At 56.9% G+C, this 19168-nt stretch carries 13 protein-coding genes; 7 read left to right on the top strand and 6 right to left on the bottom strand.

Annotated elements, in window-relative coordinates:
- Nucleotides 1-11 precede the first annotated feature (11 nt).
- From AC07N8_RS12415 to AC07N8_RS12425, 3 genes are all read left to right on the top strand, one after another.
- A complete protein-coding gene (locus tag AC07N8_RS12415; RefSeq protein ID WP_123435280.1) occupies nt 12-665 on the top strand; it encodes an ABC transporter permease in 654 nt (217 codons plus the stop codon).
- Nucleotides 662-1819 carry an osmoprotectant ABC transporter ATP-binding protein OsmV gene (locus AC07N8_RS12420; RefSeq protein ID WP_483842517.1) on the top strand — a complete coding sequence of 386 codons (1158 nt, stop codon included), beginning with the start codon at nt 662-664 and terminating at the stop codon, nt 1817-1819. The genes AC07N8_RS12415 and AC07N8_RS12420 overlap by 4 nt, the downstream gene beginning before the upstream one ends.
- Nucleotides 1820-2288: 469 nt before the next feature.
- Nucleotides 2289-3452, top strand: a complete 1164-nt coding sequence (locus tag AC07N8_RS12425; RefSeq protein WP_027924486.1) for a type III PLP-dependent enzyme — start codon at nt 2289-2291, stop codon at nt 3450-3452.
- Between the two features lie 45 nt (nt 3453-3497).
- On the opposite strand, the gene AC07N8_RS12430 is transcribed toward AC07N8_RS12425, so the two are convergent.
- Both AC07N8_RS12430 and AC07N8_RS12435 read right to left on the bottom strand, forming a co-directional pair.
- A complete protein-coding gene (locus tag AC07N8_RS12430) occupies nt 3498-4376 on the bottom strand; it encodes a hypothetical protein (protein ID WP_493143790.1) in 879 nt (292 codons plus the stop codon).
- A 46-nt stretch (nt 4377-4422) separates the two neighbouring features.
- Nucleotides 4423-6642 (bottom strand): alpha-xenorhabdolysin family binary toxin subunit A, encoded by a 2220-nt coding sequence (locus AC07N8_RS12435; RefSeq protein WP_493143792.1) that lies wholly within the window; start codon nt 6640-6642, stop codon nt 4423-4425.
- Nucleotides 6643-6894: 252 nt separating this feature from the next.
- Here AC07N8_RS12435 and AC07N8_RS12440 point away from each other — a divergent pair, with 252 nt between their 5' ends.
- Complete coding sequence (locus AC07N8_RS12440) at nt 6895-7992, top strand: alpha-xenorhabdolysin family binary toxin subunit A (protein ID WP_493143794.1); 1098 nt, start codon at nt 6895-6897, stop codon at nt 7990-7992.
- A 38-nt stretch (nt 7993-8030) separates the two neighbouring features.
- The gene (locus AC07N8_RS12445) at nt 8031-9032 is read left to right on the top strand and encodes an alpha-xenorhabdolysin family binary toxin subunit B (RefSeq protein WP_493143796.1); all 1002 of its coding nucleotides are present in this window, start codon (nt 8031-8033) and stop codon (nt 9030-9032) included.
- On the opposite strand, the gene AC07N8_RS12450 is transcribed toward AC07N8_RS12445, so the two are convergent.
- Both AC07N8_RS12450 and AC07N8_RS12455 read right to left on the bottom strand, forming a co-directional pair.
- A complete protein-coding gene (locus tag AC07N8_RS12450; protein WP_483842512.1) occupies nt 9029-9790 on the bottom strand; it encodes a tetratricopeptide repeat protein in 762 nt (253 codons plus the stop codon). The two genes, AC07N8_RS12445 and AC07N8_RS12450, sit on opposite strands and share 4 nt — an antisense overlap.
- Nucleotides 9787-10467 carry a Fe2+-dependent dioxygenase gene (locus AC07N8_RS12455; RefSeq protein WP_483842511.1) on the bottom strand — a complete coding sequence of 227 codons (681 nt, stop codon included), beginning with the start codon at nt 10465-10467 and terminating at the stop codon, nt 9787-9789. The genes AC07N8_RS12450 and AC07N8_RS12455 overlap by 4 nt, the downstream gene beginning before the upstream one ends.
- 207 nt (nt 10468-10674) lie before the next feature.
- On the opposite strand from AC07N8_RS12455, the gene AC07N8_RS12460 reads away from it, so the two are divergent.
- Together AC07N8_RS12460 and AC07N8_RS12465 are read left to right on the top strand one after the other, a co-directional pair.
- Nucleotides 10675-12993 (top strand): TonB-dependent receptor, encoded by a 2319-nt coding sequence (locus tag AC07N8_RS12460; protein ID WP_483842510.1) that lies wholly within the window; start codon nt 10675-10677, stop codon nt 12991-12993.
- A gap of 129 nt (nt 12994-13122) precedes the next feature.
- Complete coding sequence (locus tag AC07N8_RS12465) at nt 13123-15651, top strand: PepSY domain-containing protein (protein ID WP_493143799.1); 2529 nt, start codon at nt 13123-13125, stop codon at nt 15649-15651.
- A gap of 122 nt (nt 15652-15773) precedes the next feature.
- On the opposite strand, the gene AC07N8_RS12470 is transcribed toward AC07N8_RS12465, so the two are convergent.
- Nucleotides 15774-17315, bottom strand: coding sequence for an alkaline phosphatase D family protein (locus AC07N8_RS12470; RefSeq protein ID WP_493143800.1), 1542 nt, complete (start codon nt 17313-17315; stop codon nt 15774-15776).
- A gap of 106 nt (nt 17316-17421) precedes the next feature.
- Nucleotides 17422-19161, bottom strand: coding sequence for a PTS fructose-like transporter subunit IIB (locus tag AC07N8_RS12475; protein WP_493143802.1), 1740 nt, complete (start codon nt 19159-19161; stop codon nt 17422-17424).
- Nucleotides 19162-19168 lie beyond the last annotated feature (7 nt).

A 19168-nucleotide genomic window follows, 5' to 3' on the forward strand; every position in this document is an offset into this window, starting at 1 on the left:
GAGGAAAAGACATGGAATTTCTGAACGCCTTTTCCCATCTCGACTGGCCATTGGTGCTGCACCTGACCTGGCAACACATCACCCTCGTCGGCATCGCCGTGACGTTGGCGATCGTGGTCGGCGTACCGCTGGGCATTCTGATGACGCGTTTTCCGACGCTCGCCGGTCCCTTGCAGGCCAGCGCCACGGTGCTGCTGACCGTGCCGTCGATTGCGCTGTTCGGCCTGCTGCTGCCGTTCTACTCCAAATTCGGCCAGGGCCTCGGTCCGATGCCGGCGATCACTGCAGTGTTTTTGTACTCGCTGCTGCCGATCATGCGTAACACCTACCTGGCGCTGACCGGTGTCGAACCGGGTATTCGCGAAGCCGCCCGCGGCATCGGTATGACCTTCGGCCAGCGCCTGCGCATGGTCGAACTGCCGATTGCAGTGCCAGTGATCCTCGCCGGCGTGCGCACCGCCGTGGTCATGAACATCGGTGTCATGACCATCGCCGCAACCATCGGTGCCGGTGGCCTCGGTGTACTCATTCTCGCTTCCATCAGCCGCAGCGACATGTCGATGCTGATCGTCGGCGCCGTGCTGGTCAGTCTCCTGGCCATCTTCGCCGACCTGCTTCTGCAATGGCTGCAACGCACGCTGACTCCAAAAGGACTCCTGAAATGATCGAACTTCAAAACCTCAGCAAGACCTTCCAAAGCAACGGCAAAGATGTGAAAGCCGTGGACTCGGTGAGCCTGACCGTCAATGAAGGCGAAATCTGTGTGTTCCTCGGGCCATCGGGCTGCGGCAAAAGCACCACGTTGAAGATGATCAACCGCCTGATCAAGCCGACCTCGGGCAAGATCCTGATCAACGGCGAAGACACCACCGACCTCGACGAAGTGACCCTGCGTCGCAACATCGGTTATGTGATCCAGCAAATCGGTCTGTTCCCGAACATGACCATCGAGGAAAACATCACCATCGTTCCGCGCCTGCTCGGCTGGGACAAACAGAAATGCCACGACCGCGCCCGCGAGTTGATGAGCATGATCAAGCTCGAGCCCAAGCAATACCTGAATCGCTACCCGCGTGAATTATCCGGTGGTCAACAACAACGGATCGGCGTGATTCGCGCACTGGCGGCGGATGCGCCGTTGTTGCTGATGGATGAGCCGTTCGGCGCGGTCGACCCGATCAACCGCGAGATGATTCAGAACGAATTCTTCGAGATGCAGCGTGCGCTGAACAAGACCGTGATCATGGTCAGCCACGACATCGACGAAGCGATCAAGCTGGGCGACAAAATTGCGATCTTCCGCGCCGGCAAACTGCTGCAGATCGATCATCCGGACACGCTGCTGGCGCATCCGGCGGATGATTTCGTCAGCAACTTCGTCGGCCAGGACAGCACGCTCAAGCGTCTGTTGCTGGTCAAAGCCGAGGACGCGGCGGACAACGCACCGTCGGTGAGCCCGGAAACGCCGGTGGCTGAAGCGCTGGAGTTGATGGACGAACTCGACCGTCGTTATGTCGTGGTCACCTGTGCTGACAACAAGGCACTGGGCTATGTGCGTCGTCGTGACCTGCACCGTCAGGCCGGGACTTGCGCGCAGTACCTGCGTGAGTTCAACGCGACGGCGGCGTTCGACGAGCATCTGCGCATCCTGCTGTCGCGCATGTACGAGTTCAACCGTTCGTGGCTGCCAGTGATGGATGCCGAGCGGGTGTTCCTCGGCGAAGTCACGCAGGAGTCGATCGCCGAGTATTTGAGCTCCGGCAAGTCTCGTGGTGGCAAGACCAGCATCGTTTCGCCTGCCGAGGTTGCACTGGCCTGACGGACGCCTTCGCGAGCAGGCTCGCTCCCACAAGGGATCTGTGGTGTGCATGCAATTTGCGCATCAACAAAAATCTCCTGTGGGAGCGAGCCTGCTCGCGAATGGCAACACCATAAATCCCTCTGCCCCCCCTCAAATACCCATCCAGCGGGAACATCACACTGTCATGCAGGTCGGTTACATCAGTAGTTGTCCGGGACCGCACGACGGAAGCGTGCAAAAACGCGACATTTTTTGTTGATCTCAAGCCCCTCACGCCCTAAAGTTCGCGCCGAACGTCCATGCTGGAAACGATCCATCCGGCTCAAGTACTGACGACGAGACAGCAAGGCCAAGGGAAAGCAGCGCTTCCCATGGCCTTTTTGCTTTCGGCGACATGCCTTGGGAAGTAGGCGAACCAAAGTGGGGATACGGAGGACGTTCATTTGCACCCATTGTTAATTTCAGTTTGCCAGTAGGAGTTCCCAGCATGTCGATCAACGTCGAAGACTATTTCGCGCGCGATACCTTCAACAAAATGAAGGCCTTCGCCGACAAACAAGAAACCCCGTTCGTGGTGATCGACACCGCGATGATCAGCCAGGCCTATGACGACCTGCGCGCCGGTTTCGAATTCGCCAAGGTCTACTACGCCGTCAAGGCCAACCCGGCCGTCGAAATCATCGACCTGCTCAAAGAAAAAGGTTCGAACTTCGACATCGCGTCGATCTACGAGCTCGACAAAGTGATGAACCAGGGCGTTGGCCCGGATCGCATCAGCTACGGCAACACCATCAAGAAATCCAAGGACATTCGCTACTTCTACGAGAAGGGCGTGCGTCTGTATGCCACCGACTCCGAAGCCGACCTGCGCAACATCGCCAAGGCTGCACCGGGTTCGAAAGTCTACGTGCGCATCCTCACCGAAGGCTCGACCACGGCTGACTGGCCTTTGTCGCGCAAATTCGGCTGCCAGACCGACATGGCCATGGACCTGCTGATCCTCGCCCGTGACCTGGGCCTGGTGCCTTACGGCATCTCGTTCCACGTCGGCTCGCAACAGCGCGACATCAGCGTCTGGGACGCAGCGATCGCCAAGGTCAAAGTGATCTTCGAGCGTCTGAAGGAAGAAGACGGCATTCACCTCAAGCTGATCAACATGGGTGGCGGCTTCCCGGCCAACTACATCACCCGCACCAACAGCCTGGAAACCTACGCTGAAGAAATCATCCGTTTCCTCAAGGAAGACTTCGGTGACGACCTGCCGGAAATCATCCTCGAGCCTGGCCGCTCGCTGATCGCCAACGCCGGTATCCTGGTCAGCGAAGTGGTACTGGTCGCGCGTAAATCCCGCACGGCGGTAGAGCGCTGGGTGTACACGGATGTGGGCAAGTTCTCCGGCCTGATCGAAACCATGGACGAAGCCATCAAGTTCCCGATCTGGACCGAGAAGAAAGGCGAAATGGAAGAAGTGGTCATCGCCGGCCCGACCTGCGACAGCGCCGACATCATGTACGAGAACTACAAGTACGGTTTGCCGCTGAACCTGGCAATCGGTGATCGTTTGTACTGGCTGTCGACCGGTGCGTACACCACCAGTTACAGCGCGGTTGAATTCAACGGTTTCCCGCCGCTGAAGTCGTTCTACGTGTAAGCAATCCGCTCAATAAAAAAGGCCCATGGAGACATGGGCCTTTTTTTATTTCCGTAGCCATTTTTCAAAATGCGTCATCATCGCCATACATTCATCAGCGCCCTCCAGCGTTGCGCCCAACTTGAAATTCAACTCACCCAGTCTGGAGACACTCTTTGCCATCAATAACTCTTTCATCATGCCATCGATGCGCTGGATCAGTTCCTCGATAAACACCCCCATCGGTGCATTCACGGAAACGAAACTGGCAAACAACACTGCAATATCGGCCTTATATTCTGCGGCCCTGACCAAAGCGTCCCTGGACGAATAAGCGATGTCCCATGCAGGTGCAGTGTTAGTCTCGCGAAACAATTCCTGCACAACCGTCGGTTGTACATGGCAATGACAGGATCGATGGTCCATTGCCTGGGTGAATACCGAACTCAGTCCAAATGCCTCGTTGAACAATTCCGAGGTCGTATATTTCAGTTGTCGTACTGCAGTCTTCAGTTCATCAAATCGAAGAAATAATTCGTGAACCAGATCCTTTACATCCCGAGGTGGAAATAACATCCAGGTCTGCGATCGGGACAAACTGTACAACCTGAAGTCGACTTGACCAACAGGTTGATTCCTCGACATCTGCCGGGTTATTTCCAAGGACTCGTCGGCAAATATTTTAAGATCGCTTACATAAGCACTGCATAAAAGCCGGGTTTGTTCGGTACGCCCCCAAAATTCATGCAGATATCGCTCATTAAACGGGGCATTGTTCAAACGCGAATCCCTGGCCAGAACCGCCAATTGATGCCCGCTGTTTCTTCGACGCTCAAACACAACGGGTATCTTGTTGAACGTAGAGTGCAGCGTACCCAAAAACTGGGTGTAACGATCTAACACGCGCCGCTGCGTCGCGGTAAATTCATAGGTAAGTGTGTTCATCTTCCATGTTAGAAGAGGTGGGCACACGGCCCACCTCCCCCACTCCTTACGACTGCTGAATAGTCTTCATGTATTTAACAACGGTTGCGATCCGGGTAATGGCGGTATCAGTTCGCGACTCGACAGGCAGAGACTTATTTTGCTTAAAGTCGAGAGAAAACCTTTCAAAGTCGGCAACCAGCTTCGACAGTTCATTCACGTAGGCCACCCGGCCATCGTCCAGGTTGTCCAGCGTCTGTACCAATTCAATCTTTCCGCTAATCCGAGTGATCTCTTTGGCATGTTGTTGCGACTGCACTCGTAGATCGCCTGCTCTTTCCTTGAGTCGGTTGTACGCCGCCAACATGTTGAGATAAGAAATAGCCTCGCCAATACCAGAAATCAGTTTTTTAAGCGTATCAATGGCCAACAAGGCGACTTGAACCTGCGGCGGCGCCAGACCCAGCGCTTTCAGATTATCCAGCGACAACTGCACCTCTTGACCGATTTTTTCAATTCCGGCTTTTCCGATCAAGTCAATTGCCTCGGACACAGACTTCATCTTCGCGGTCAGTTCAGCGAGTTTTGCTTCAGCGTGATTTTTTAGCTCTTCAACAAATGTCCGATCCTGTTGCAGCGTAACAGCCCACTTTTCAGAGGCGGCTCTGTCATAAGGAGAGCTGATACTCTTTTGGATATTTTTCAGATCTTCAGATTGTGCAGACATTGTGCTGTATGCAATCTTGAGTTCCGCTTCCATATCTTCATGAATCTCCTCCATGTCGTCCGGAGACTCGAGTTCTGCCTGATAGCCCTTCAGTTTTTTCTCAGTACCCACAAGATTGATGGTGGTTGTCTGAACCTGGCGGCGTAGGTCGGACGTTGTCTTGTTGATAGCGATCGCCAGATTGTTCATCGCGCTGACGGTGCCAGGCAAATAATCGTATTGTTCGAAGAGCATCAATGCAGTGGTGTTGGCTCCTTGCACCGCAGCATTATGACCACGCAGGTCCGTCATATTGAAAGCTGGATTTTCTGAAACATTAGACAGCGAAAACATGTGCGCCCTACCTTTTATCAACAAACGGTCACTCTCATATTCTTTATCAGCCTGTGCGAACACCCCCAGCAACTGATCCGAACTTGTTTTTATCTGCTCCCACGGTTCAATGACACTCAGTATCTGATTTTTGAATCGCCTCAAAGTAGTCGCATCTTCCAGCTTGTCGACTTCTTTGACGGATGCGTTGATATAAGTACTCAGTGCATTCCACACCAGCATAAGGTTCTGAGTTGCAACCTCAGCTTCGATCGCCACGTAGCTCAGATTTTGAAGATCATCACGCACCTTGTTCAAGGAGCTCAATGTCTGACTCTTACTGGCCATTTTTTGATTAGAGACGTGTTGCGCGTCCTTCAGTTTATTGCGTTCACCGCGTATCTTTTCAGCCTTGACACCCTGATAGATGCCGAGAATCAACCCGCCAATATTGAGGGTCGCGGCCGCCTTGATCGCCTCTTGAACCAGGTTATCGTACTGTTTATTGAGTTCATCAATGTCTTTCGAGCGCTGATCAATTTCACCTTGCAGAACTTTGATATCTGCCTGATACGTATTTCGGGAAACAAACTCCAAGCGCAGTTTTATTTCGGGCAGTACCGCCTCACGCATATCAATGCCAAAACTATCCAGCTCTGCTCTTACACTCTCGGCCTTATCATGGCATCGCTTGATTTTCCCCAGCATGTCATTGAGGTGGGCCTTTATTTCCGGAACATCTCCTTCAGGCAAGCCAAGATCTGGAAGATTCGGAATACGGAGTTTCAGTTTCTGATACTCCTCTGGCGTATTGATATTATGTTCTTCCAGGTACTTCGATGACTTGAGATCTTCATAGACCTCTACAATGCCGTTGCCGGTCCTGATAATGCTGCCACCGAAAATTTTAAGATCGGTACCCGTCAGCATTATTTTCTCGCGCAAGGGCGACCAGCGCTTGGCATGGTCATACGTCATAGAGAATGTGCGTAGAAAATCCCTCGCGGCAAGTCCCACACCGCCCGCATCGCCTGCGCCGTAATTGAGATACGCAATAACATCTTGCAGTCGAACAGGAAGCGACAAGCCTAAAGTTTCATACTTCCTCAGACTGACAATCTGCTTTGCCGTCAACTGAATTCCGGTCTCGCGATTATAGTCCGCTCCATCGCCAATCGATGCATCCACAAAAACTTTCGGCGCCTTGGCTGCGGCCTGAACGATCTTATCGTCTATATTGAATTCCATCAGAGACTCCTTGTCTTCTCAGGGCTATTTATAATAATAAATTGTCGTCGATACTGACGAGCTGATCACTCACTGCATTTCAGATATCGCGCAAAAAGACTCTAATACGACGCAACACTTAGCCGCCAGCGCTCAAATATATACAATTAATACAACCCCTCCAAACACCATGAATAGTTACAGACCAATCAATCATCTATTACCCAATTGAAGTTATGCTGCACCCTCACCCATTTGACAAGGATTTCAAGCATGCAACTTAATCAACCGCCAGCACTCAACAACAAAAGCTTCGCTTTTAGTGCCTCTCCGCCGATTGTGACCAAAGGGGATATCACCCGAATTAAAGAATACATCTCAGAAGCAAAGAAACTTCCGATCAACATCGACGATGTTAAAAATCTATTAAAAAGCGAAAACACTGGCATTGCGGGACTGGAGCCTTATGACATCGCAAATACCTGTGCAAAAATCGTCACCAACGCCAATCGCTGGAACGACATCGAACTGTCGATGAAAAGAGTCGCCGGCAGCCTCCAGGCATTCTCTGAAGACCTGCGGTATTTCGGAGACGACATTATCGCGGCCATTGAAACAATGCCCGGCTACAAAAATTACATTGGCACAATTGAAGGCCTGACCGACGAGGAAATTGCCAAACTTCCTGAACTGAAAATTGGACGAGATGAGACAAACAGATTTCCGTCCATCAAAGACTCGATCCATTTCATTGCCAGTTCCATCGAACAAAAGAAATCCAGCAGCACTGACATCCAGCTTCGCCTGAAACACTTCAAAACCGAGTTAACGGACGTGGTCGCGGTGTTGATTGGAGAAAAGCTGAAGCTGGCCGGCAACCACGAATTGAGTGCCGAGATCACTCGAATCAATGCTGAAATTGATGAAGCTCAGCGTCTGGTCGATGAAAAAACCAGGGAAGGCGAGCCCAACTTCTTCGATTACTTTATGGCTTTCACCGACCCGCTGGGCTCGCAGTATCTAAAAGTCAAAGCAGTACTGCAGGATGTCCATGTAGCGCCATTGATCCGACGTCGGGATGAACTCACCGAGCAAGTCCGCAAAAAAAGCGTTCTGACCGGTACCTTGCTGACCCTGCACGACCGTTTGCAAAGCGTCGACGCTTACATCATCGGAGCTACGGAGAGCACCGCACATCTGGAAACCTTGTGGATCACAATATCGGAATACATAAATTCTTCAAAAAACAAAATTGATGGCATTCACGAGTTTCTCACACTCAGAGCTTTTGTTTCGAGCCTGAAAATCGTACTCAGCAACTGGAAAAATATCGAGTCCAACGCCAAGGCCCTCACCAAAGCATTCGACTGAACTAACGACGATCCAAACCATTATAAATAAGGATATTTATGACAACACTATCGTATACCGCGCCGGACATGTCGCTTATTCGCGACAGCCGAGAAACCATTCGTTATCAGGCCATTATCGGCTCTGCTGATTTGTATATTGAGGCGCTGCGGAATGAACTGATCAAACTAAGTTCGGAAATCACCGCTACAGACCTGGTCGCGTCCAAAACATTAACGTCCGCGATTATCAGCCTTGAAACCACGGCACTCAATGAGACGCTCCAGGCGCTGGACACATTGTCAGCAGGCGAAATGAACCCGCCTACCAAAAACGCCATTGAGTCCTATACCAAAATAGCCAGGCAGCTAATCTCGCTGTGCACTGACAAGCTGGATGAAGCTCAAACAGAACTCAGCCAAGCCATTTACAGTGTCAGGTACTCCCCCATCAGTAATAACCGGTTCAGGATTGCCGAACTGATGGAAGCTCGCGAAGTGCTGTCTGCGCAACTGGAAAAAGAAAAGCCTCCTGTGGATGCGCTTCTCGAAGATGAAAGGGTCTTGAACGAAGCAATCCGCCTGTTTGAAAGCCTCAGCATCATTGACCGCGTGAAACCTCTTCTTGAGCAATTGACCGGGATGATCGGTACTCAACCTGAAACACCTCAAACCGCCGCACTGAAAGCCGGCCTGGCGGTGGCGAACAAGTTTCTTGATGAGGCAAACGAACTGATCAAATACCAGGGCTTGATCAACGCTCGAACCACGCTTCGGGTTCGTCTTAAAGATCGGCAAGGTCGCCTGGACTCTCTCGTTACCCAAATGAGCGACAACGACAAGAAAGTCAAACAGCTGACCGATACGAAAAAGGTGATCGAACCGCGCAATACGTATGCGGATGAAACGAGCAACATTGTCGAAGCGGTGTCGCTGTTTCTTGAGGCCATCACCGAGGATACCCAAGGCGATATCGTCAAAAAGGGCCGCAAGCTGATAGCGCAAGCCAAGCCTTTCAAACGCTACCTGGAAAACCTTAAAGGCCAGTGGTTGCGCGGTTAACTCAATGGCTGAGCGAGTTGGGAGGCACGCTGGTGATATTCCTGAGCCATCGCTCGAATCCTGGGGTGTGGGGCGTTGTTCAGCGCCTCACCACTCACCCGCAAAAAGTTCTGGTTACCGGCGGCCAATGCCCGACGTAGCCAAGACAGCGATTCGTCAACATGCCCGTCATCGGCCAGCAGGGCCGCATAACTGAACTGCCCACGAAAATCTCCGCCTTCGGCAGAGCGTCGATACCAGACTCGTGCTGCAAGTGGATCGGCGAGGCAAACCTCACCTTCTTCCAGATAACGCCCCAGCAGGTTCATGGATTTAGCATGGCCCAGTTCGGCCGCCTCTCGATACAGACTCAAGGCTTGCGCCTGATTCACCAGCACTCCCCGTCCGGTGGCGAGCAGGTTGGCGTAGTTGTACATCGCCCAATCCAGCCCGGCTTCTGCTGCGATTCGGTAGTGCCGTGCAGCAACCGAAGCATCCGCCGCACAACCCCAGCCGTGTTCGTGACAACGGCCGAGCATGTTGCGCGCCATCAGGTGCCCGCCACGAGCGGCAATCTCGAACCAGCGCAATGCCAACGGCTGATCCAGCGCGATGCCGTTGCCGTCCAGCAGGATTTGCCCAAGCAGCGCCTGAGCATCGAGTGTGCCTTCGCGAGCCGCGATCAAAATCGCCTGGGCTGCGCGCGCCGGGCTTTCCGCCAGCATGGCCTTGAGCGCATCACCGTCGAGAACTTCCTCGCGGCGCAGTTGATAGCTCATACCTCAACCCAACGACGCAGCAGGTTGTGATACGTGCCGGTGAGGCGGATCAGCGAGGGGTGATCGGGCATGTCCTGGGTCAGTTGCTGGATCGCGCCGTCCATCTCGAACAGCAAGGCGCGCTGACTGTCTTCGCGCACCAGGCTTTGCGTCCAGAAAAATGAAGCGTAACGCGTACCGCGAGTGACGGCGTTGACCTTGTGCAGGCTGGTGCCCGGATACAAAACCATGTCGCCCGCGGGCAGCTTCACCCGTTGTGTGCCGAAGGTGTCCTGGATTTCCAGCTCACCGCCGTCGTAGTCCTCAGGCTCGCTGAAAAACAGCGTTGCCGACAGATCAGTGCGCACTCGCTCGATGCTGTTTTTGGGCTGGCGCACCGCGTTGTCGATATGGAAATCGAAACTGCCGCCGGCCGTGTAACAGTTCAGCAACGGAGGAAACACCTTGTGCGGTAACGCCGCGGACATGAACAACGGATTTTTCCACAGCCGTTCCAGCATCGCCGCGCCGACTTCCTTGGCCAGCGGATGGCCTTCAGGCAGCTGCAAATTGTGCTTGGCCTTGGCCGACTGGTAACCGGCGGTAATCTTGCCGTCCGCCCAATCGGCCTGCTCCAGAGCCTCGCGGATGCGCTGCACTTCTTCTTTCGCGAACAAGCCGGGAACGTGCAGCAGCATGGCAAAGGCACCTGAAACTAAAGGGGCGCTAATGGTATTGATTCTTATTGCTCGTGTAAAACCCTTGCGACGGACGAAACAGCAAAAACCGTAAGGTTAAATTGTAAAGAATGTAAATTCTTCGCGAATAATAACGTTTCGCAATTGATACAAATACGCGTCTACCCTATATTCCGCGGCCTCAAATCCTTGGGGAGGGGAATTCAAATGTCACGTCAACAACCACACGTACCGGTCAGTTCACCACGTTTGCTCGCGTCGGCCATCGGCATGGCGATTACTGCCGGCTCTGCGGGACACATGGTTTTCGCGGCGGAAAAAGCCGACGAAAAGGCACCGAGTAATGTGATTTCGCTGGGCGCAACCGCCATCACTGGTGAGGCCCAGGACGAGACTTCGTACAACGTCGAAAAAGCCTCCTCATCCAAGTACACCGCGCCGCTGGTAGATACCCCGCGCTCGATCACCGTTATTCCGCAACAGGTCCTCAAGGACACCGGCGCCCTCAATATGCAGGACGCGCTGCGCACCGTACCGGGCATCACCTTCGGTGCCGGTGAAGGTGGCAACCCGCAAGGCGATCGTCCGTTCATTCGCGGTTTCGACGCCCAAGGCGACACTTATCTGGACGGCGTGCGCGACACCGGTTCGCAGAGCCGCGAGATCTTCGCCGTCGAATCGATTGAAGTCAGCAAAGGCCCGAACTCGGCCATTGGTGGCCGTGGCGCTGCCGGCGGCAGCATCAACCTGGTGAGCAAAAAAGCCCACTTGGGCAATTCGAATGACGCTGGTTTTACCTGGGGTTCGGACCAGACCCAGCGCTTCACCCTGGACAGCAACTACCAGTTCACCGACACCGCTGCGGGCCGCCTGAACCTGTTGAGCCACGAGAGCAACGTCGCGGGCCGTGACAGCGTCGACTACGACCGCTGGGGCATCGCGCCGTCGCTGGCCTTTGGCCTGGGCACCGACACCCGTGTGAACCTCGATTACTACCATCTGGAAAGTAACGACACCCCGGACTCGGGCATTCCGTACACCATCCCGGTGGCCGGTTCGGCTGCGCGCACCAAGTCCAACCCAGACAAACCAAACGATGGCGGCGACAGCTCAAACTTCTACGGCCTGAACGACCGTGACTTCCGCAAGGGCCGCACCGACACCGCGACCTTCGCCATCGAGCACGACCTGAACGACGCGCTGACCGTCAAGAACACCCTGCGTCACGGCACCAGCATGCAGGATTACATCCTGACCCAGCCGGACGACAGCAAGGGCAACGTCAACAATGGCAGCGTCTGGCGCCGGGCGAATACCCGTGTCAGCAACACCGAGACCACGACCAACCAGACTGATCTTTTCGGTGACATGTACATCGCCGGCTTCAAGAACAGCTTCGCCACCGGTATCGAGTTCACCCACGAGGAAAGTCAGAAATCCTCGTACAACGTCAACACCGACACCACCCCGAGGACAGCAGCAGCCACCACCAACTGCTCCCCGGCCTTGATCGGCGCGCCAAGCGGTTACAACTGCACCTCGCTGTCCAACCCCAACCCGAACGATCCATGGAACGGTGCGATCTCGCGTAACTACGCCGGCACCGACACCAAGGCCAACACCTACGCACTGTATGTGTTCGACACCCTGGAATTGTCCCAGCAGTGGCTGGTAAACATGGGCCTGCGCTACGACCATTTCGACACCGACTACAAAACCTTCAACGGTTCCGACGTGACCACGTCCAAGGGCGATGACACCAGCGAGTTCGTTACCGGCCAGTTCGGCGTGGTGTACAAACCAGCGGAAAACGGCAGCATCTATGCGTCCTTCGCAACGTCTGCCACGCCACCGGGCAACACCCTGGGCGAAGGTTCGGAAGGCAACCCGTTGGGCGGCACGCCGGATCGCAACGGCAACTTGCTGAAAAGCGACCTGGAGCCGGAAACCACCAAGAACTACGAAATCGGTACCAAGTGGGACTTGATGAACGATCGTCTGTCCCTGACCGCCGATATCTTCCGCACCGAGAAAGATAACGCCCGCGTCCAGGTCGACACCACGACCTATGAAAACGCCGGTAAAACCCGCGTGCAAGGTGTCGAACTGTCGGCCACCGGCAAGCTCACCGACAAATGGCAAGTGTTCGCCGGTTACGCCTACATGGACAGCGAGCAAGTCGACGGCGGCCCGCTGGGCGCAGCCAACGATGGCAACGAACTGCCTAACACGCCGAAAAACAGTGCCAGCCTGTGGACGACCTATCAGGTCACGCCGAAGCTGACCATCGGCGGCGGTGCGTTCTATGTCGACGATGTCTTCGGCAGCGTGGCCAACACCACCATGGTTGATTCCTACGTTCGATACGACGCGATGGCGGCCTACAAGCTGAGCAAAAACGTCGACCTGCAACTGAACGTGCAGAACCTGACCGACGAAACGTACTACGACAAGGCCTTCTCGACCCACTTCGCCAACCAGGCAGCGGGCCGTACGGCATTGCTGAGCACCAACTTCCACTTCTGATAGAAGCGGGACGAAAAAGCCCTGCTCATTCGTGAGTGGGGCTTTTGTACGTAAAAAAGAATGTTTCTCGACAACCCACGGCATAATGCGCGCCGTGATGATAATTTTTGAACGAACAAGGCGAGTGACGTGTTGAAGAAAACCCTGTTCCAGTTGCACTGGTTTTTCGGCATCAGCGCCGGGCTGGTCCTGGCCCTGATGGGCATCACCGGGGCGACGGTGTCGTTTCAGGATGAAATCCTGAACGTACTAAACCCTTCCGTGTTGCAGGTCGAGAAGCAGGTCGCCGGCGTCCTGCCGCCCGTCGAACTGGTCGAGCGCATCGAAGCCGCGTCCGGCAAGAAAGTCTCGATGCTCTCCGTCGAGACCGACAGCGGCCACGCGGCCAAGGTGTTTTTCACCCCGCCGCCGGGCCAACGCCGTGGCGAGATGCGCTACTTCGACCCGTATACCGCCGAGCTCATGGGCGATGCCACCGGCCAGGACTTCTTCGGCTTCGTACTGCAACTGCACCGTTTCCTCGCCATCGGCGACACCGGTCGCAACATCACCGGCGCGTGCACGCTGATCCTGGTGTTCTTCTGCCTGTCCGGTCTGTACCTGCGCTGGCCGCGCCAGTGGAACAAATGGCGCGCCTGGCTGACCCTGGACTGGAAGAAAAAGGGTCGCAGCTTCAACTGGGACTTGCACTCGGTAGCCGGCACCTGGTGCCTGGTGTTTTACCTCCTGGCGGCGCTGACCGGGTTGTCCTGGTCGTATGAGTGGTACAACAAAGGCCTGACCCGATTGCTCTCCGACGCCCCGCAAAACGAGCGCGTGCGCGGTGGCCGTGGTCCGGCACCAAGCGGTCCGGCGCCAACTGCCGACTACGCGGCCATCTGGAGCAGCGTCTACAGCGCCGCAGGTCCCGCACTCAGCGCCTACAACATCCGTATGCCGCCCGTGGCCGGCCAGCCGGCGACTGTGTACTACCTGCTGAAAACCTCACCCCACGACCGCGCCCTGAACCAGATCACCCTTGACCCGGCGACCGGCATCGTCAAGCAGCACGATCGCTACAGCGAAAAGAGCCTCAAGGCGCAATTGCTGACCAGCATTTATGCACTGCATGTCGGCAGCTACTTCGGCATTGTCGGGCGCATCATCCTGACAATTACCGCACTGACCATGCCGTTGTTTTTCGTCACGGGCTGGATGCTGTACCTCGATCGTCGGCGCAAGAAAAAGCAGATCAAGGACGCGCGCAAAGGTCTCGAACAACCGGGCAGCGATGCACCGGCATGGCTGATCGGCTTCGCCAGCCAGAGTGGATTTGCAGAGCAATTGGCGTGGCAGACCGCCGGCCAATTGCAGGCCGCCGGCGTGCCGGTGAACGTGCAGCCGCTGGCGAGCGTCAGTGAACAGGATCTGCTGAACTCCACCAATGCACTCTTCGTGGTCAGTACCTTCGGCGACGGTGAAGCACCGGACAGTGCGCGCGGCTTCGAACGCAAGGTGCTGGGTCGGGCGTCGAGTCTTGAGCGTTTGAACTACGCGGTGCTCGGCCTCGGTGATCGCCAATATCAACATTTCTGCGGCTTCGCCCGACGCTTGCACACCTGGCTGGACGAGCACGGCGGCAAAACCTTGTTCGCCCCGGTGGAAGTCGACAGCGGCGACCCGTACGCCTTGCGCCACTGGCAGCAACAACTGGGCCTGTTGACCGGGCAAACGCCGGTCGACACCTGGCAAGCACCGAGCTACGACAACTGGACGCTGACCCGCCGCGAATTGATGAACCCGGACAGCATTGGTTCACCGGTGTACTTGCTCGGCCTCGCCGCCCCGTCCACCAGCAGTTGGCTGGCGGGTGATCTGGTGGAAGTGCTGCCTCGTAACTGCCCGTGGGCCATTGAGCATTTCCTCGACGGCCTGGGAATCGACGGGCGCGCTGCGGTTGCATTGGATGGCTTGTCACAACCGCTGGAGCAAGCCCTCGCCACGCGCCAACTGCCGGAGAACAGAGCCCATCTGGTCGGCCTGCACGCCCAGGCACTGATCGATGCGCTGGTGCCGTTGGCCATGCGCGAATACTCCATTGCTTCGATTGCGGCCGACGGCATTCTGGAACTGATCGTGCGTCAGGAAATGCACGCCGATGGCAGCCTGGGCATCGGCTCCGGCTGGCTCACCGAACACGCCCCCGTAGGTAGCACCATCAGCCTGCGAGTGCGGCGCAACAGCGGGTTCCATCTGCCGGCCGAGCCGGTGCCGATGATCCTGCTGGGCAACGGCACCGGTCTGGCCGGGCTGCGCAGTTTGCTCAAGGCGCGCATTGCCGACGGGCAACAACGGCACTGGCTGTTGTTTGGCGAGCGCAATCGGGAACACGATTACCTGTGCCGCGATGAGCTGGAGGAGTGGTTGATTTCAGGTGACCTCGAGCGACTGGATCTGGCGTTCTCGCGGGATCAGGCCGAGAAGATTTATGTTCAGGATCGCCTGCGTGAGTCGGCGGATGAGTTGAAGAAATGGTTGGCGGATGGCGCCGTCATCTACATCTGCGGCAGCTTGCAGGGGATGGCGTCGGGGGTGGATCACGTGCTCAATGAAGTGCTCGGGATTGCAGAGGTCGATCGCCTGATCGAACAAGGCCGCTACCGCCGCGACGTCTACTGACACCACGCATTCCCTGTGGGAGCGAGCCTGCTCGCGAAGGGGTCATTACATTCAACATCTCGTTGACTGTAAGATCGCCTTCGCGAGCAGGCTCGCTCCCACAGAGGGCGGGTGTACAGACATTAAACCGGCTGCACCTTCTGCTCAAACACCGCCACCCCATCCAGATCCCGCAACACCACGCTCATCTCCCCCGTCTGCCCATCGATATTCACCTCGCCAAAGAACTGGAACCCGGCAAACGGTGAAGTGTTCTGCGCCAGCGGTGCCTTCTCGAATACCACCTGGGGCCCGAACGTCTTATCCAGCGGATTCGGCCCAAAACTCCCCGCATTCAGTGGCCCGGCGACAAACTCCCAGAACGGTTCAAAGTCCTGAAACGCGGCACGATCCGGGTGGTAGTGATGCGCCGCGCAGTAATGCACATCCGCCGTCAAAAACACGAAGTTACGCACCTGCTGCGCCCGCAGGAAACCCAGCAACTCAGCGATTTCCAGTTCCCGCCCTTGAGCCGGTCCCGGATCGCCATTGGCCACCGCTTCCCAGCGCGCCACACCCGGGCTGACTTCACCGTCGGGCACGCCCAGACCAATCGGCATGTCAGCGGCGATGACTTTCCACTGGGCTTGCGAGCCTTTCAATGCCTGCTTGAGCCAGTCCAGTTGCTCGCGCCCGAGAAAGGGTTTGGCCGCGCCGAGGTTGTCGTCGTTGGCGCCACGGTAACTGCGCATGTCGAGCACAAACACATCGAGCATCGGCCCATAGCTGAGCTTGCGATAGATCCGCCCGCCGTTGTCGGCGCTCTGCAAACGCATCGGTGCATATTCGAGCCAGGCCTGTCGCGCGCGGCCGACGAGGGTGTGGATATCTTTCTCCTGATAGCGCGCATCGAGTTGCTTGCCCGGCGACCAGTTGTTCACCACTTCGTGGTCGTCCCATTGCCAGATTTGCGGGACTTCGGCGTTGAAGCGGCGGATGTTTTCGTCCATCAGGTTGTAGCGGTAGTTACCGCGAAAATCGTCGAGGTTTTGCGCGACCTTGCTCTTGGCTTCAGTGGTGATGTTGCGCCACACCCGACCGCTTTCGGTGGGCAGTTGCGCGGGCACCGGGCCGTCGGCGTAGATGGTGTCGCCGCTGTGGATAAAGAAGTCCGGCAGGCGCAATCGCATGGCTTCGTAGATGCGCATACCGCCGATGTCCGGGTTGATGCCGAAGCCTTGGCCAACGGTGTCGCCACTCCAGACAAAACGAATGTCGCGACGGGTTTGCGGCACGCTGCGCAAATGGCCAAACCAGGGTTCGCTGGCGACACCGCTTTGGGCATCTTCGAAGGTCACGCGATAAAAAATCGCCTGATCGGCGGGCAGGCCGGTGAGTTCGACCCGCGCGGTGAAATCGGTGCGCGCATCGGCCAGCGGCGAGACCAATCGGCGCGGGTTGCTGAACAGGCTGCGGGTGTCCCATTCCACGACCATTCGCGCGGGGCGGTCGCTGCGGCTCCAGACCATCGCCCGGTCGCCCAGCAGGTCGCCGGACTGCACGCCGTCGGTGAGTAGCGGACGATCCTTGACCGAAGCAATCACGGCCGGCGCCAGCGCCGGCAACAACAGCCCGACGCCCACCGCTTGCATGACCCGACGGCGACCGAGGTCGAATTCGCTCATGGTGTTCTCCCTGAAAAGGAAAACTAAAGCACATACGCATGAAATGACTGTGACATAGCCCCTTGTGGGAGCGAGCAGGCTCGCTCCCACAAGGGTTGATGGGGTGTCAGGCCTTGGCGGGTTCCAGTGCCAGCTCGGCCGCTTCAGGCCGTTTGAGCAGCGCATACGCCACGGCCGTCAGCAAACTCCCGGCGACAATCGCCAGCAAGTACAGCAGCGCATGATTGATCGCATTCGGGATCGCCAGCACAAACAAACCACCGTGCGGCGCCATCAGCTTGCAGCCGAAATACATCGACAACGCCCCGGTCAGCGCACCACCGGCAATGCTCGCCGGAATCACCCGCAGCGGGTCTTTCGCGGCAAACGGTATCGCGCCTTCAGAGATGAAGCACAACCCCAGCACCAACGCCGCTTTACCGGCCTCGCGCTCGGCTTGGGCAAACTTGCGCCGTGCGATGAACGTGGCGATGCCCAGGCCAATCGGCGGCACCATGCCGGCGGCCATGGTCGCGGCCATCGGTGCATAACTCTGTGACGCTAGCAGCCCCACCGAGAACGCGTAAGCGGCCTTGTTGATCGGCCCGCCAAGGTCGACGCACATCATGCCGCCCAGCAACACACCCAGCAGAATCGCGTTGGTGGTGCCCATGCTGTCGAGGAAATGCGTCAGCCCTTCGAGCATCCCGGCCACCGGTTTGCCGACCACGTAAATCATCACCAGGCCGGTGAACAGGCTCGCCAGCAAGGGGATGATCAAGATCGGTTTCAGCGCCTCGAGACTCTGCGGCAAACGCGCGTAGCGGTTGATCGCCTGCGCCGCGTAACCGGCGATAAAACCGGCAATGATCCCGCCGATAAAACCGGCCCCGAGGGTGCTCGCCAGCAGACCGCCAATCATCCCGGGCGCCAGGCCCGGACGGTCGGCAATCGAGTAGGCGATGTAACCCGCCAACAGCGGCACCATCAACTTGAACGCGGTCTCGCCGCCGATCTGCATCAGCGCTGCCGCCAACGTGCCCTGCTCCTTGAAGGCGGTGATGCCGAACACAAAGGACAACGCGATCATCAAGCCGCCCGCCACCACCATCGGCAGCATGAACGACACACCGGTCAACAGGTGTTTATAGACGCCAGTCTTTTCTTGCTTGGCCGGGCCTTGGGCACCGCTGGCAGCGGTTTCCTGCCGACCTTCGGCCAGCGCTTTGTTCAGCGTCGCTTCGGCCTGTTTCAGCGCAATGCCGGTGCCGCAGCGGTAAATCTTCTTGCCGGCGAAACGCTCGGTGGCGACCTCGATATCACAGGCCAGCAGCACCACATCGGCATCGGCAATCGCCGCCGCGCTCAACGGATTGCGCGCGCCCACCGAGCCCTGGGTTTCCACTTGCAGGTCATAGCCCAGACGCTTGGCCGCTTGCTGCAAGGCTTCGGCGGCCATGAACGTGTGCGCGACGCCGGTCGGGCACGCGGTGATCGCGACCAGTCGTGGCGCGTTTTTTGTGGGAGCGACGGGCTCGGCGACCGCTTCGGGGGCCACGTACACCTGAGCCTCTTCAGCACCGCGCCGCAGCACCGCTTCAACTTCTTGCAGGGCTTGCGCCGGGGTGCTCTGAAACACGCGTTTGCCGACGAATCGCGTCATGTCCACCGGCACGCTGCTCACCAGCAACACCCACTCGGCGCCTTCGATCGTGGCCGCCGACAACTGACGCTCCGGATGCGTCGCATCCACCACTTCGACACACGTCATCCAGCCCTGACGCTGAGCCGCCGCATCGAGCAAACGGGCGCACAGCACACTGGTGACCATGCCGTTCGGGCAGGCCGTAACAATGGCTAACTTCATCACAATC

Source organism: Pseudomonas sp. GW821-FHT10C09 (assembly GCF_059415465.1).

Coding starts and splice junctions, on each gene's coding strand:
- AC07N8_RS12415 (WP_123435280.1), top strand. CDS start 12: ATGGAATTTCTGAACGCCTTTTCCCATCTCGACTGGCCATTGGTGCTG.
- AC07N8_RS12420 (WP_483842517.1), top strand. CDS start 662: ATGATCGAACTTCAAAACCTCAGCAAGACCTTCCAAAGCAACGGCAAA.
- AC07N8_RS12425 (WP_027924486.1), top strand. CDS start 2,289: ATGTCGATCAACGTCGAAGACTATTTCGCGCGCGATACCTTCAACAAA.
- AC07N8_RS12430 (WP_493143790.1), bottom strand. CDS start 4,376: ATGAACACACTTACCTATGAATTTACCGCGACGCAGCGGCGCGTGTTA.
- AC07N8_RS12435 (WP_493143792.1), bottom strand. CDS start 6,642: ATGGAATTCAATATAGACGATAAGATCGTTCAGGCCGCAGCCAAGGCG.
- AC07N8_RS12440 (WP_493143794.1), top strand. CDS start 6,895: ATGCAACTTAATCAACCGCCAGCACTCAACAACAAAAGCTTCGCTTTT.
- AC07N8_RS12445 (WP_493143796.1), top strand. CDS start 8,031: ATGACAACACTATCGTATACCGCGCCGGACATGTCGCTTATTCGCGAC.
- AC07N8_RS12450 (WP_483842512.1), bottom strand. CDS start 9,790: ATGAGCTATCAACTGCGCCGCGAGGAAGTTCTCGACGGTGATGCGCTC.
- AC07N8_RS12455 (WP_483842511.1), bottom strand. CDS start 10,467: ATGCTGCTGCACGTTCCCGGCTTGTTCGCGAAAGAAGAAGTGCAGCGC.
- AC07N8_RS12460 (WP_483842510.1), top strand. CDS start 10,675: ATGTCACGTCAACAACCACACGTACCGGTCAGTTCACCACGTTTGCTC.
- AC07N8_RS12470 (WP_493143800.1), bottom strand. CDS start 17,315: ATGAGCGAATTCGACCTCGGTCGCCGTCGGGTCATGCAAGCGGTGGGC.
- AC07N8_RS12475 (WP_493143802.1), bottom strand. CDS start 19,161: ATGAAGTTAGCCATTGTTACGGCCTGCCCGAACGGCATGGTCACCAGT.